15 protein-coding genes are annotated in these 13,199 nt (G+C 34.9%); 13 read left to right on the top strand and 2 right to left on the bottom strand.

What is annotated here, in order from left to right; translation table 11 throughout:
- Positions 1-19 precede the first annotated feature (19 nt).
- Entirely contained in the window at positions 20-1,096 is a 1,077-nt protein-coding gene (cydB, locus tag ACM55K_RS08070) for a cytochrome d ubiquinol oxidase subunit II (protein WP_416849725.1), read from the bottom strand.
- 3 nt (positions 1,097-1,099) lie between these two features.
- A complete protein-coding gene (locus ACM55K_RS08065) occupies positions 1,100-2,431 on the bottom strand; it encodes a cytochrome ubiquinol oxidase subunit I (RefSeq protein WP_416849723.1) in 1,332 nt (443 codons plus the stop codon).
- A gap of 224 nt (positions 2,432-2,655) precedes the next feature.
- On the opposite strand from ACM55K_RS08065, the gene ACM55K_RS08060 reads away from it, so the two are divergent.
- The 13 genes from ACM55K_RS08060 to ACM55K_RS08000 all read left to right on the top strand — a co-directional run bounded on the left by ACM55K_RS08060 (position 2,656) and on the right by ACM55K_RS08000 (position 13,158).
- The gene (locus tag ACM55K_RS08060) at positions 2,656-4,071 is read left to right on the top strand and encodes an MBL fold metallo-hydrolase (protein ID WP_416849722.1); all 1,416 of its coding nucleotides are present in this window, start codon (positions 2,656-2,658) and stop codon (positions 4,069-4,071) included.
- 5 nt (positions 4,072-4,076) lie between these two features.
- A complete protein-coding gene (locus tag ACM55K_RS08055; RefSeq protein WP_416849721.1) occupies positions 4,077-4,715 on the top strand; it encodes a methyltransferase in 639 nt (212 codons plus the stop codon).
- A 13-nt stretch (positions 4,716-4,728) separates the two neighbouring features.
- Positions 4,729-5,046 (top strand): thioredoxin, encoded by a 318-nt coding sequence (gene trxA / locus ACM55K_RS08050; protein WP_416849932.1) that lies wholly within the window; start codon positions 4,729-4,731, stop codon positions 5,044-5,046.
- Positions 5,047-5,317: 271 nt separating this feature from the next.
- Positions 5,318-5,911: a TetR/AcrR family transcriptional regulator gene (locus tag ACM55K_RS08045; RefSeq protein ID WP_416849720.1), complete on the top strand. Its 594-nt coding sequence runs from the start codon at positions 5,318-5,320 to the stop codon at positions 5,909-5,911.
- Complete coding sequence (locus tag ACM55K_RS08040) at positions 5,908-7,158, top strand: TolC family protein (protein ID WP_416849719.1); 1,251 nt, start codon at positions 5,908-5,910, stop codon at positions 7,156-7,158. Before ACM55K_RS08045 ends, ACM55K_RS08040 begins: the two co-directional genes overlap by 4 nt.
- A gap of 95 nt (positions 7,159-7,253) precedes the next feature.
- Entirely contained in the window at positions 7,254-8,129 is an 876-nt protein-coding gene (locus ACM55K_RS08035) for an HlyD family secretion protein (RefSeq protein WP_416849717.1), read from the top strand.
- 13 nt (positions 8,130-8,142) lie between these two features.
- A complete protein-coding gene (locus tag ACM55K_RS08030; RefSeq protein ID WP_416849716.1) occupies positions 8,143-8,433 on the top strand; it encodes a cupin domain-containing protein in 291 nt (96 codons plus the stop codon).
- The gene (locus ACM55K_RS08025) at positions 8,433-9,329 is read left to right on the top strand and encodes an ABC transporter ATP-binding protein (protein WP_416849715.1); all 897 of its coding nucleotides are present in this window, start codon (positions 8,433-8,435) and stop codon (positions 9,327-9,329) included. The genes ACM55K_RS08030 and ACM55K_RS08025 overlap by 1 nt, the downstream gene beginning before the upstream one ends.
- Positions 9,330-9,372: 43 nt before the next feature.
- Positions 9,373-10,107, top strand: coding sequence for an ABC transporter ATP-binding protein (locus ACM55K_RS08020; protein ID WP_416849714.1), 735 nt, complete (start codon positions 9,373-9,375; stop codon positions 10,105-10,107).
- 17 nt (positions 10,108-10,124) lie between these two features.
- Complete coding sequence (locus ACM55K_RS08015) at positions 10,125-11,231, top strand: ABC transporter permease (protein WP_416849713.1); 1,107 nt, start codon at positions 10,125-10,127, stop codon at positions 11,229-11,231.
- Between the two features lie 41 nt (positions 11,232-11,272).
- Entirely contained in the window at positions 11,273-12,397 is a 1,125-nt protein-coding gene (locus tag ACM55K_RS08010; RefSeq protein WP_416849712.1) for an ABC transporter permease, read from the top strand.
- Positions 12,398-12,409: 12 nt separating this feature from the next.
- The gene (locus ACM55K_RS08005; protein ID WP_416849711.1) at positions 12,410-12,901 is read left to right on the top strand and encodes an LOG family protein; all 492 of its coding nucleotides are present in this window, start codon (positions 12,410-12,412) and stop codon (positions 12,899-12,901) included.
- Entirely contained in the window at positions 12,787-13,158 is a 372-nt protein-coding gene (locus tag ACM55K_RS08000) for an LOG family protein (protein ID WP_416849710.1), read from the top strand. Before ACM55K_RS08005 ends, ACM55K_RS08000 begins: the two co-directional genes overlap by 115 nt.
- Positions 13,159-13,199: the final 41 nt, after the last annotated feature.

Below are 13,199 nucleotides of genomic sequence, written 5' to 3'. Positions count from 1 at the left end.
TTTTAATTTGAATATAATGCTAATGTTCGCCATACCCGATGTCGTCCATTTTACCGCTAAAAACTTTATACTGAATTATGAAGTACACAATAACTAAAGGTAAAGCGATAACAAACCAATACACGCCTACTGATAATCCATATTCTCCTGCAGCAGTATTGTAAATAGTCAATGACGGATTTACTGCATTGGTCGAAGGCAAGACATTCGGAAAAATAGAAGCCGTTGTTGCCGCAAATCCTCCTACGAGAAACATACTTGAAAACAAGAATCCAAGTCCGTCTTTTTTAAATGTTTTTACTTTAAACAAACCAAAAATGCCTATAAATGCAATCAATGGAAATATCCAAAGAAATGGATTTTCAACAAAGTTGTGAAACGGTTTGGGTTCGATTCTGTGCCAAATTAATAATGAAATAATTACCAATCCCAATAACACAAAATTGAGTTTAAAAACCACCTCTTTTAATTTTGCATTCAAGGAAGAATTCGTTTTATAAATAATCCAATTGGCACCATGAATCGTCAGCGTAACGGCACTAACCACGCCTAAAAATAAGGTAAACCAATCTATAATTCCCAATTGATCCGCTTTTGGACTAAAAGTTGGATTCCACAAAGGCAAAAAGAAAAAATGAGCTTCCTGAGTTGAAACACTATTTTCTACCATTCCCAGATTTACACCGCGAACAATATTCCCCAAAGCCACGCCAAAAAATATCGCTAATAATAAACTCGCAATCCCAAAGGCTTTATCCCAAATAACTTCCCACATGGGATGATGAATTTGACCACGCAATTCCAAACCTACGGCTCTAAAAATGAGCAACCATAAAATCATCATCAAAGGCAAATAAAAACCACTGAACGAAGAAGCGTACAATGTAGGAAAAGCAAAAAACAAAACACCGCCGGCAGCAATTAACCATACTTCATTGGCATCCCAAAAAGGACCAATGGCGCTGGTTATTGCTTTTTTATCTTTCTCTGTTTTCGCAAAAAACAAATGAATAATTCCCGCTCCAAAATCATAACCATCCAGTACAATATAAACGGCCAAAATTCCCATTAAAACTACATACCAAAAGAATTCCATACTTTATTTATTTTCTGTTTGAGGTCCTTTATTTATAATTTTACCTACCAAGAGTAGAAACAACATGCCTAATAAGAGATACAATCCTATAAATCCAAGCAAGGTAAACAACGTATTTCCGGAGGAAACTGTTGGAGAAGCCCCTTCGGCAGTGCGTAATAAATTATAGACTAACCAAGGCTGTCTTCCTAATTCAGCGGTGTACCATCCTGTTGTATTCGCGATATAGGGAAATGGGAGCATAAAAAGTAGCGACCACAAAATCCATTTGGTTTCGAATAATTTCTTTCGAATGAGCTGAAAAACCGCAAAACCCATCAATCCGATGAAAACCGTTCCGAGCCCCACCATAATATGATAAGCGTAATACAATCCTGAAATATTAGTAGGATGATTTTCTTCTTTAAATTGATCTAACCCTTTAATTTCTTCATGCCAGTTCCCATAAGTCAAAAAACTCAAAATATTTGGCACAGCAATTTTATTGTCCAGTTTTTTATCTTTTACGTCAGGTTGACCAATCAAAACAATTTCGGAACCCTCTTTTTCACTGTGAAATATTCCTTCCATAGCCGCAAAAGTAACGGGTTGGTATTTTACGACATTCTTGGCTAATAAATCTCCGGTGGGAACTGCAACGATAAGGCTTGAAGCCAATCCAAAAATAACTCCCGTTTTCACAAATAATTTCCCAAAAGCCACATTCTTTTTACTCAAAATATAAAAAGCGCCAATCCCTGCCACAACAAAAGAACTGGTTACCATTGAAGCTGCCTGATTGTGAAAATAGGAAGGCCACAACCAAGGGTTTGTAAAAAGCGCGGCAAAGTTATTCAGGACAAATTTACCATTGGCCAAAATTTCATAACCGACCGGATATTGCATCCAGGAATGCGTGGCAATGATTAAAAATCCGCTAGCCCAGGAACCTATAAAAATGAGTAATCCGGTGACAAAATGCCATTTATGTCCAATTAATTTTTCTCCAAATAAAAACAAACCTAAAAAAGATGATTCCAAAAAGAAAGAAAACATGCCTTCCATGGCCAACGTTTGTCCAATGATTCCTCCGGTTAATTCAGAAAACTTGGCCCAATTGGTTCCAAACTGAAACTCCATCGGAATTCCTGTTACCACGCCCATCGCAAAATTAAGTGCGAAGATTTTCATCCAAAAATGGGTAGCCTGATTGTACTGTTCGTTTTGGGTACGCAAAAACTTCCATTTGAAATAAATAATAATTAAGGAAAGTCCCATTGTCAATTGAGGAAACAAGTAGTGAAAGGTAATCGTAAATGCAAATTGCATTCGGTCGTAAAAAAGCATTTCTTCCATTCAAATATATTTTATCAGCGGTTTTGCAAATTTACCCATTATAAGTAACATTTCTTTTACAGAAACCAACTTTATTCTCTTCAATTTAGTAGATTTTAATATAGAAATGCAGCGAATACTATTGGCGTCTTTTTTCTTGAAATTAAAAAAAGTTGTGTAACTTTAGTCACCAATTTTTCTTAAAAACAGAAGTACATTTGTACAGAAATAAAAAAATTGTAATCATGCAAATTGAACAGATATATACGGGTTGTTTAGCACAAGGCGCTTACTACATTACTTCAAATGGTGAAGCCGCTATAATTGATCCGCTTCGTGAAATTCAACCTTATTTAGACCGACTGGAACGCGATCAGGTAAAACTGAAATACATTTTTGAAACCCATTTTCATGCTGATTTTGTCTCCGGACATGTTGATTTAAGCAGAGAAACTGGCGCCCCAATTGTTTATGGTCCAAATGCAAAATGTGAATTTGAATGCGTTTCTGCTACAGATGGTCAGGAATTCACCATTGGAAACATCAAAATAAAAGCATTACACACACCCGGACATACGATGGAAAGCACGACCTTTTTATTGACTGATGAAAACGGTAAAGATCATGCTATTTTCTCTGGTGACACCTTATTTATTGGTGATGTCGGAAGACCGGATTTAGCCCAAAAAGCGGCACACATGACTCAGGAACAATTAGCCGCTATATTATTTCATTCGTTAAGAGACAAAGTGATGATTTTGGCTGATGATGTTATTGTATATCCGGCTCACGGTGCAGGAAGTGCTTGCGGTAAAAACATGAGTAAAGAAACCGTTTCAACCATTGGCAACCAAAAAGCAACTAATTATGCTTTAAGAGCGGATATGACTGAAGCCGAATTTGTACAGGAAGTAACCGAAGGTTTATTGCCGCCTCCAGCCTATTTTGGAATGAATGTAGCCATGAATAAAAAAGGATATGAAAGTTTCGAGAATGTATTACACTTGGGAATGCGCGCTTTATCGGTAACTGAATTTGAAGCTGCTGCCGAAGAAACTGGTGCCTTAATTTTAGACACCAGAAAAAACACTGATTTTGCCAAAGGATTTATTCCTCAATCTATAAATATTGGAATTGATGGCGATTTTGCTCCCTGGGTTGGTGCTTTAGTTGCCGACGTCAAACAACCAATTCTAATCGTTTCCGAAGAAGGACAAGAAGAAGAAACCGTTACGCGTTTGAGTCGTGTGGGTTTTGATAACTTAATAGGTCATCTTGATGGTGGTTTTGATTCTTGGGCAAAAGCGGGAAAAGAAATTGACACCGTAAATAGAATTACAGCCGAACAATTTGCCAAAGAAGTGAAAATTGGTGAAAGCAAAGTAATCGATATCCGTAAAGAAAGTGAATATTGTGCGGAACATGTTGAAGAAGCCTTTAGCAAGCCATTAACAACTATCAATGATTGGATTAAAGATATTAATCCAAAAGAACATTTTTATTTGCATTGTGCCGGCGGTTATCGCAGCATGATTGCCGCTTCCATATTAGAAGCACGCGGTTTTAGAAATTTTACTGAAATTGAAGGGGGGTTCAATGCTATTGCAAAAACAAATTTGCCAAAAACAGATTTCGTTTGCCAAAGCAAAGTTTTGAAATAAAAGAAATGCTATCAAAAAAACAAATTATGGAAGATGTAAAATGTTGTGTAACTTCGTGTGAAAAACAGCTTGATGCAGCGTATTGGGAATCCCAATACAAAACCAAAGCCACGGGTTGGGATTTAGGTAAAATATCCCCTCCTTTACAAACCTATATAGATACATTAGAAAATAAAAACATCGCTATTTTGATTCCCGGTTGTGGGAACAGCTATGAAGCGGAATATCTTTTGGAACACGATTTTACGAATATTACCGTTATAGATATTGCGCCAACACCGGTTGCTGATTTAAAAGAGAAGTTCAAAAACAATTCCAATATCCAAATCATATTAGGTGATTTTTTTGAACATCAGGGGAAATACGATTTGATTATTGAACAGACTTTTTTCTGTGCTTTGCCTCCTACCCTACGTCAAAAATACGTTTATAAAATGCATCAACTTTTGGCTGATGAAGGAAAATTGGCAGGATTATTATTTAATAGAACATTTGAAGTAAGCCCTCCTTTTGGCGGAAACAAAGAGGAATACGAAAAGCTTTTCGCAATAGATTTTGAATTTTTAAAAATGGATTTAAGTCTAAATTCGATTGCACCAAGAGCGAATTCGGAATTATTTTTCGAATTAAAAAAAATAAGTTAGTAAGACCCAAACAATAAATACAATAAAGATGAGTAATTTCGATACTATTATCAAATCAGAAAAGCCCGTTTTAATAGACTTTTTTGCAACATGGTGTGGACCATGCAAAATGCTGAGCCCCATTTTAAGAGAAGTGAAAGACAGTTTAGGAGACCGTGTTTCAATCATCAAAATTGATGTGGATAAAAACCAACAAATTTCTAGTCAATACCAAGTACGTGGCGTTCCAACTATGATTTTATTTCAAAACGGAAAACAACTCTGGAGACAATCAGGCGTATTGACTAAAGAAGAAATAATTAAAACTATTATAGAAAAAAGTAATGCATAACTAGAAAAGCAATCCTCATCACTGGATTAGGGATAGTTGTTGGAGCTCTGGCTGGCTATTTGTTTATTACTATATAGGTTGCGCTTCAGGAACATGCAACATCACGGCAAAACCATTAAATACAGAGTATTTAGCAGTTTAATGGGTAAATTACTCCTTAGAATGTTTGTAAAATACAACTAAAAAATAATTTTTTAAGTATCTCAATATGAGATACTTTTTTTTGTTATCTTTGTTAACCAAATGGTTAAACCGTATAGTTAAACCCAATATGACAACTGAAGAAAAAATATTCAACGCCGCGAGGATTGTATTTCAGCAAAAAGGGTTTGCCGGCGCCAGAATGCAGGAAATCGCAGATGAAGCCGGAATAAATAAAGCTATGCTACATTACTGTTTTAAAAACAAGCAATTGCTTTTTAAAGCCGTTTTCATGAATGCTTTTGGACAATTAGCACCACAAATCAATGCCATTTTTAATTCGGATGAGACAGTTTTTGATAAAATACGAAAATTCACGGCTAACTATATTTCATTTGTCATTGACAATCCATATCTCCCTCAATTTGTCATTCAGGAAATGAACAATAATCCGGAATTTGTGATGTCTTTTTTAAATCATGAAAACAGACCCAACCCTAACCTGTTGATTTCCCAAATCGAAAAAGAGATTGCAGCGGGAATAATAAAACCCATTTCTCCAAAACAACTATTATTGGATATTTTTTCGATGACCGTTTTTCCGTTTGCAGCACAAATGATGGTCAAAGGAATTTTACAACTATCCGATTCAGAATTTAATCAGTTGATGGAAGAACGAAAAACCAGTATTGCGGAACAAATTATTAATTCGATAAAAAGATGAAACGAATTCTAATCCCCATTTTTTTACTAATCGTTTTTTATACTAATGCACAACAAATAGTTTCGCTAGAGGATTGTTATGCTTTGGCAAATAAGAACTATCCATTGTACAAACAGACAGAACTTCTGCAACAAAAATCAATTTATGAAATTGATGCGCTCAACAAAGGAAAACTACCTAAAATTGACTTGAACGCTCAAGCAACTTATCAATCTGATGTGACAGGATTACCAATTGTGATGCCTAATGTAACTCCATTAAATAAAGACCAATATCGCGCAACTTTGGATGTGAATCAATTGCTTTACAATGGCGGCATGATTGATACAAATACAAAACTCAAAGCCGCACAAACCAAAACGCAACAGCAACAAGTTGAAGTGAATCTGTACCAGATTAAAACCAAAATCAATCACTTGTATTTCTCGGTTTTGTCATTGCAGGAACGAAAAGCTATTTTGATTTCGAAACAGGAACAACTGAATTCTAAAATCAAAGAGGTAAAAACAGGAGTGAAATTTGGCGCTATTCTTCCCGCATCGGAGAAAGTTTTGGAAGCCGAAAATTTAAAAATAAAACAACAACTCACCGAAATTCAATTTGACAAAAAAAGAATGCTGGATAATTTATCCACGCTGATTTTTTCTCAACTAGATGAAAATACCACTTTGCAAAAACCAAATATTGCTACAGATTTCACAAAAAATAATAATCGTCCAGAATTGAAATTATTCGATTTGCAAAACGAACAAATAGAAGTTTCAAAAGAAGCAATTTCAAAAAACAATTTACCAAAAGTAAATGCATTTGGTCAGGCCGGTTATGGAAATCCTGGATTGAATATGCTAGACAATTCGTTCCAAACCTTTTATATGGTAGGCTTAAAAGCGAACTGGAATGTTTTTGACTGGGACAAATCGAAAATCGAAAAACAAGTACTTTCCATTTCAGAAAACATTATAACAACCGAAAAAGAAACGTTTTTACTGAACAACAATTTGCAAGTGCAGGAGATGGAAAATGAAATAAAAAAATCGGAAGAAATAATTAAAACTGATTCTGAAATTATCACTTTACGGGAATATGTGGTCAAATCATCGGATGCTCAATTGCGAAATGGCGTTATCACTTCCTCCGAATATTTGGTAGAACTAACCAATTTATACGAAGCAAAAAACAATCAAAAATTACATGAAATTCAGTTGGCTTTGGCCAAAGCGAATTATCAAGTTAATAAAGGGTATTAAAATTAATTTTTAAATGGTGAATTTTAAATTTTAAATGGTTCGGAACTCTCGTTATCATTTAAAAATTTATGATTTAAAATCTTTAATAAAAAAATATGAAAACAATAGTTACATTCTTAATCCTTACCAGTCTAATTTCTTGTACTAAAAACAATGAAAAAGCAGATGGCTACGGAAATTTTGAAGCAACCGAAGTTACGATTTCGGCGGAAGCCAATGGGAAAATTGACTTTTTAAAATTGGAAGAAGGCGATGTACTCGAACCCAATACTCAAGTAGGATTGATTGATACAACCCAATTGTATTTTGGCAAACAACAATTGGCAGCTTCTAAGAGTACGGTTTTTTCAAAATCTAAAAACGTTTTATCCCAAACCAATGTATTGAGAGAACAGCTAAAAACTACTTTGATTGAGCAAAAAAGAATTCAAAATATGTTTGCCGAAAACGCTGCAACCAAACGCCAAGTGGATGAAATTATTGGAAAAGTAAATGTGCTGAATGAACAAATAAAAAGTGTAGGAACTCAAAATGCGCCCATCGTAAACGAAGTACAATCGATTGATGTTCAAATCGAAAAAATTAAGGATCAAATTCAGAAAAGCAAAATCATCAATCCGATAAAAGGAACGGTTTTGGCCAAATATTCGGAACCAAATGAAGTGACCTCTTTTGGAAAACCACTTTATAAAATTGCCGATATTTCTGAAATGACTTTGCGCGTTTATGTGAGTGAAACCCAGTTGGCTCAAATAAAAGTCGGACAAAATGTTACTGTGAAAATAGATTCCCAAAAAGACATGAAATCGTATCCCGGAATTATTTCCTGGATTGCTTCATCAGCAGAGTTTACACCAAAAATCATTCAAACAAAAGAAGAACGAGCCAATCTCGTTTATGCCATGAAAGTAAAAGTTAAAAATGACGGAAGTCTAAAAATAGGAATGCCAGCCGAAATGTGGATTAAATAATTTAAAAAACAAAATGATGAACTTAAAAAACTTGCATACAGAAAATAAACCTGTTCAAACAAACGTACTTTTTTCAACAGAAGAAGGAAAAGTGATTTCCTTGCAGATTGCAGCAGGCGAACAGCTAAAAGAACATATTACAAAAGTTCCGGCACTGCTAGTTTGTGTCAATGGAAATGCCGTTTTTCACGATGAAAAAGGAAAATCAATAGGATTACTAACCGGTGATTATGTACATATCGAAGCTAATGTGAAACATTGGGTAGACGCTAAAGAAGACAGCAATTTTATACTGATTAAATAATGAGTATCCAAGTCCAAAATATATCCAAATCCTACAATAAAATTAAAGCTGTTGAAGGAATTTTTTTTGAAGTAAAAGAAGGGGAATTATTTGGATTAATTGGACCGGACGGCGCAGGAAAAACAACTATTTTCAGGATTCTGACAACGCTTTTACTAGCCAATGAAGGTTCGGCAACTGTAGCAGGTTTTGATGTTGTGAAAGACTATAAATCGATTCGAAATTCGGTGGGTTATATGCCCGGAAAGTTTTCCTTATATCAAGATTTGTCAGTTGAGGAAAATTTGACCTTTTTCGCGACTATTTTCGGAACAACAATTGAAGAAAATTACGATTTAATCAAGGATATTTATATTCAGATTGAGCCTTTCAAAAAGCGAAGAGCGGGTGCGCTTTCGGGAGGAATGAAACAGAAATTAGCTTTGTGCTGCGCTTTAATTCACAAACCAAAAGTGCTTTTTCTGGATGAACCCACCACGGGCGTTGACCCTGTTTCAAGAAAAGAATTTTGGGAAATGCTCAAGCGGTTGCAACAAAAAGGAATCACAATTCTGGTTTCTACTCCCTATATGGATGAAGCCTCTTTGTGTGACAGAATTGCGCTAATCCAAAAAGGGAAAATCCTAAAAATAGACAGTCCCGAAAATATCATCAGCAACTATGATAAAACTATTTATGATGTTCGAGCCAAAAATACGTATCAACTCATTCAGGATTTACAGCATTATCCAAGTCAATACAGCGTTTTCGCCTTTGGAGAATACATCCATTATATCGATAAAAAAGAAGATTTTAATAGCGCTGAATTGCTGAATTATCTTCAAAGTAAAAATCATGCTGAAATAGAAATTCACATTTCAAATCCAACAATCGAAGACGTATTTATGGATTTATAAGATTAAAAAATAATGCGATTGCTTCGTGCCTCACAATGACAATATGAACCAGGAAAAAATCATAAGCGTACAAAATCTCACCAAAACATTTGGCAGTTTCACCGCGGTCAACAGTATTTCTTTCGACGTAAATAAAGGAGAAATTTTTGGTTTTCTGGGAGCCAATGGCGCCGGAAAAACCACCGCTATGAAAATGCTTATCGGGATTTCGAAACCGACTTCCGGCGACGCTTTAGTTGCTGGTTTCGATGTGAAAACGCAATCCGAAATGGTGAAGAAAAGCATTGGCTACATGAGTCAAAAATTTTCGATGTACGATGATTTAACTATCAAGGAAAATATCACTTTTTTTGGTGGAATTTATGGCTTAAGCCGAATTCAAATTAAAGAAAAGACAGCTGAATTGATTCGTAAATTAGGACTCGAAGAAATGGCCGATAAGTTGGTTGGCGCACTGCCATTGGGATGGAAACAGAAATTGTCGTTTTCGGTTGCTCTATTGCACGAGCCAAAAATAGTATTTCTGGATGAGCCAACGGGTGGTGTAGATCCCATAACAAGAAGACAATTCTGGGAAATGATTTATGCCGAAGCCCACAAAGGAACCACCATTTTTGTAACCACACATTATATGGATGAAGCCGAATATTGTGATCGCGTTTCCATCATGGTTGAAGGCAGAATCGAAGCATTGGATTCTCCAAAAAACTTAAAAAAACAGTATAATGTAGCGTCTATGAATGATGTGTTTTTAAAATTAGCGAGGAATGTGGAGTAAAAACTAAAAGTTTTAAAATGAAAAGATTCATCGGTTTTGTCACAAAAGAATTCTATCACATATTTCGTGATAAACGCTCCATGTTTATCCTTTTTGGAATGCCCATTGCCCAAATTATGTTGTTTGGCTTTGCAATTACCAATGAAATCAACAATGTGAATATTGCCATTTTGGACCAATCAAAAGATGCTGAAACACAAAAAATAATCAACAAAATCAATGCTTCTCAGTACTTTAATATAGAACAGGAAATCAGCAGTGAAAGCCAAATAGAATCCGTTTTCAAAAAAGGAAAAGTAAAAGCAGTGCTCGTTTTTGAAAATCATTTTATAAAAAACCTCCAAACTAAAAAACAAGCCAAAGTTCAGGTAATAACGGATGCAACTGATCCCAATATTGCCAATACCATTACGAATTACGTCAATGCTATTTTGCAAAATCACACGCAGGAAATCAATAAAAACAACCCGTCCAGTTACCAAATACAAACGCAGACCCAATTGTATTACAATCCCGAATTGAAAAGTGTGTTCAATTTTGTTCCTGGCGTCATGACCATCATTCTGATGCTCGTTTCCGCCATGATGACCTCAATTTCCATCACACGGGAAAAAGAACTAGGCACCATGGAAGTCCTTTTGGTTTCGCCTCTAAGACCCTTTCAGGTGATTATTGGCAAAGTATTTCCGTACATTTTTCTCTCGATTATCAATACCACAATTATATTGCTTTTAGGCTTTTTTGTATTCAAAATGCCCATTGAAGGAAGCTTGTTTTTATTGGCTTTCGAAAGTATCTTGTTCATTATTTCGGCACTGTCATTGGGAATATTGATTTCAACCATTTCAAATTCGCAACAAACCGCCATGATGATTTCCCTGATGGGATTGATGTTACCCGTCATTATCCTTTCAGGATTTATTTTCCCAATTTCCAGTATGCCCAAGGCAATGCAAATCATCAGTAATATCATTCCTGCGAAGTGGTTTATCATCATCATCAAAGCCATCATGCTCAAAGGTGCATCGATTGCGGTGATTTGGAAAGAAACCTTGATTTTACTGGGAATGACCGTGTTTTTCATCGCATTAAGTATTAGACAATATAAAATAAGGTTAGAATAATTTGTCTTAATACTTAATTCAAAAATCTTAATACCATAAAATTGAAAACAATACTATTCATCATCCAAAAGGAGTTCAGGCAAATCTTTAGAAATAAAGCAATGCTTCCCATTATATTTATTTTGCCCTTGCTTCAATTATTGATATTATCTAACGCGGCCAGTTTTGAAGTAAAAAACATCCAATTTTCCTATGTCGACAACGACCACTCGGCTGCTTCACGAGAATTAATTTCTAAGTTCCAAGCTTCCAATTATTTTAAAGTAGTCCAAAGCTTTACTTCAAAAACCGAAGCCAATCTCGAAATGCAAAAAGGAAAAGTAGACATCATTCTCGAAATTCCAAACCATTTTGAACGCAACCTCATCAAAGAAAAAAAATCAAGTCTTTCCGTAAGCATCAATGCCATCGACGGCGCTTCGGCCGGAATTGAAAATGTGTATATCACCCAAATCATCACTGCATTCAATCAAAACATACAAACTAAACTGTTTCAATACAACGATGCCACTTTTGTACAACCTCAAAATATTGTTACAATACCTTCATTTTGGTACAACAACACCTTGAATTATAAAACCTTTATGGTACCTGGAATTTTGGTTCTTTTGATTACAATGCTTACGTTATTTCTGTCATCTATGAATATTGTTCGGGAAAAAGAAATGGGAACCCTGGAACAAATCAACGTTACCCCCATAAAAAAATACCAGTTTATCATTGGAAAATTATTTCCTTTTTGGATATTGGGATTAGTGATTTTAACTGTGGGATTACTCATTGCAAAACTGATTTTTAATGTTCCCATTTTAGGCAATATTGGATTGATATATTTGTTCACATCAGTATATTTATTTGTTATTCTGGGGATCGGATTATTCATATCAAACCATACGGAAACCCAACAGCAAGCCATGTTTATTGCATGGTTTTTCACAGTGATTTTCATCTTAATGAGCGGTTTATTTACACCTATAGAAAGTATGCCGCAATGGGCTCAAAATGTAACTTTGTTTAACCCCATTCGGTATTTTGTGGAAATTATTAGAATGGTAATGCTCAAAGGCGCTACTTTTTCAGATATTTCATTTCAATTTTTTGTCATTATTATTTATGCTTTTATTTTAAATGGTTTAGCTGTTTGGAGTTATAAAAAAGTTAATTAACTTTATGTCATTATGAAAAAATTTCCTCAATACTACAGGCTTTCAAAATCCGAATCTTTGTTTGTAAGGGAACCATTATCACGATTTAAAAACTTAGTTTTCTTATGTAAAGTCCTTTATAACTTCGTTAATGCATTTCGTAAAATGCATTCTATTGGTACTTGTGTAACCGTCTTTGGCTCTGCTCGCTTTGGTCCGGAAACAACTCATTATCAAGATGCAGTAAAAATTGGAGCAAAATTAGCCAAACTAGGATTTACAGTAATGACAGGTGGAGGTCCCGGAATAATGGAAGCGGCAAATAAAGGCTCTTATGAAGCCGGCGGCTACTCCGTAGGTTGCAATATTGTCCTAAGTGTTGAACAAAAACCAAACCCTTATTTACACAAATGGATTTATATCCCCTACTTTTTTGTACGGAAAGTAATTCTAATAAAATACTCTTATGCATTTGTTGTTATGCCTGGAGTAATTGCACTTTGGATGAATTATTTGAAGCTTTAACACTCATTCAGAATAAAATAATAAATAATTTTCCGATAGTAATTTTTGATAAAAAATATCACGAAGAGCTAATTCACCATATCCAAATGATGTCAGAAAATGAAAGTATCAGTCCGGAAGATATGAAGCTTATATTTGTAACTGATTCCGTAGATGAATTAATAGCGCACATAAAAAAACATACCATTAAACAATTTGTTTTAAAAAAGCAACCCTATAAATCCAAATGGTGGTTTGGGGAAAGAAGAAAAAGATGAATATAACTCATAGCTAATTTTTTTTCATCTTCATTTGGTTT

Origin of the sequence: Flavobacterium arabinosi (genome assembly GCF_048158725.1) — a bacterium.
GTDB classification, from domain to species: Bacteria; Bacteroidota; Bacteroidia; order Flavobacteriales; family Flavobacteriaceae; genus Flavobacterium; species Flavobacterium arabinosi.
The sequence above is the reverse complement of the archived record's forward strand: the minus strand, read 5'-3'. Positions and strand labels throughout refer to the sequence as shown.

Coding starts and splice junctions, on each gene's coding strand:
- cydB (WP_416849725.1), bottom strand. CDS start 1,096: ATGGAATTCTTTTGGTATGTAGTTTTAATGGGAATTTTGGCCGTTTAT.
- ACM55K_RS08065 (WP_416849723.1), bottom strand. CDS start 2,431: ATGGAAGAAATGCTTTTTTACGACCGAATGCAATTTGCATTTACGATT.
- ACM55K_RS08060 (WP_416849722.1), top strand. CDS start 2,656: ATGCAAATTGAACAGATATATACGGGTTGTTTAGCACAAGGCGCTTAC.
- ACM55K_RS08055 (WP_416849721.1), top strand. CDS start 4,077: ATGCTATCAAAAAAACAAATTATGGAAGATGTAAAATGTTGTGTAACT.
- ACM55K_RS08045 (WP_416849720.1), top strand. CDS start 5,318: ATGACAACTGAAGAAAAAATATTCAACGCCGCGAGGATTGTATTTCAG.
- ACM55K_RS08040 (WP_416849719.1), top strand. CDS start 5,908: ATGAAACGAATTCTAATCCCCATTTTTTTACTAATCGTTTTTTATACT.
- ACM55K_RS08035 (WP_416849717.1), top strand. CDS start 7,254: ATGAAAACAATAGTTACATTCTTAATCCTTACCAGTCTAATTTCTTGT.
- ACM55K_RS08030 (WP_416849716.1), top strand. CDS start 8,143: ATGATGAACTTAAAAAACTTGCATACAGAAAATAAACCTGTTCAAACA.
- ACM55K_RS08025 (WP_416849715.1), top strand. CDS start 8,433: ATGAGTATCCAAGTCCAAAATATATCCAAATCCTACAATAAAATTAAA.
- ACM55K_RS08020 (WP_416849714.1), top strand. CDS start 9,373: ATGAACCAGGAAAAAATCATAAGCGTACAAAATCTCACCAAAACATTT.
- ACM55K_RS08015 (WP_416849713.1), top strand. CDS start 10,125: ATGAAAAGATTCATCGGTTTTGTCACAAAAGAATTCTATCACATATTT.
- ACM55K_RS08005 (WP_416849711.1), top strand. CDS start 12,410: ATGAAAAAATTTCCTCAATACTACAGGCTTTCAAAATCCGAATCTTTG.
- ACM55K_RS08000 (WP_416849710.1), top strand. CDS start 12,787: ATGGATTTATATCCCCTACTTTTTTGTACGGAAAGTAATTCTAATAAA.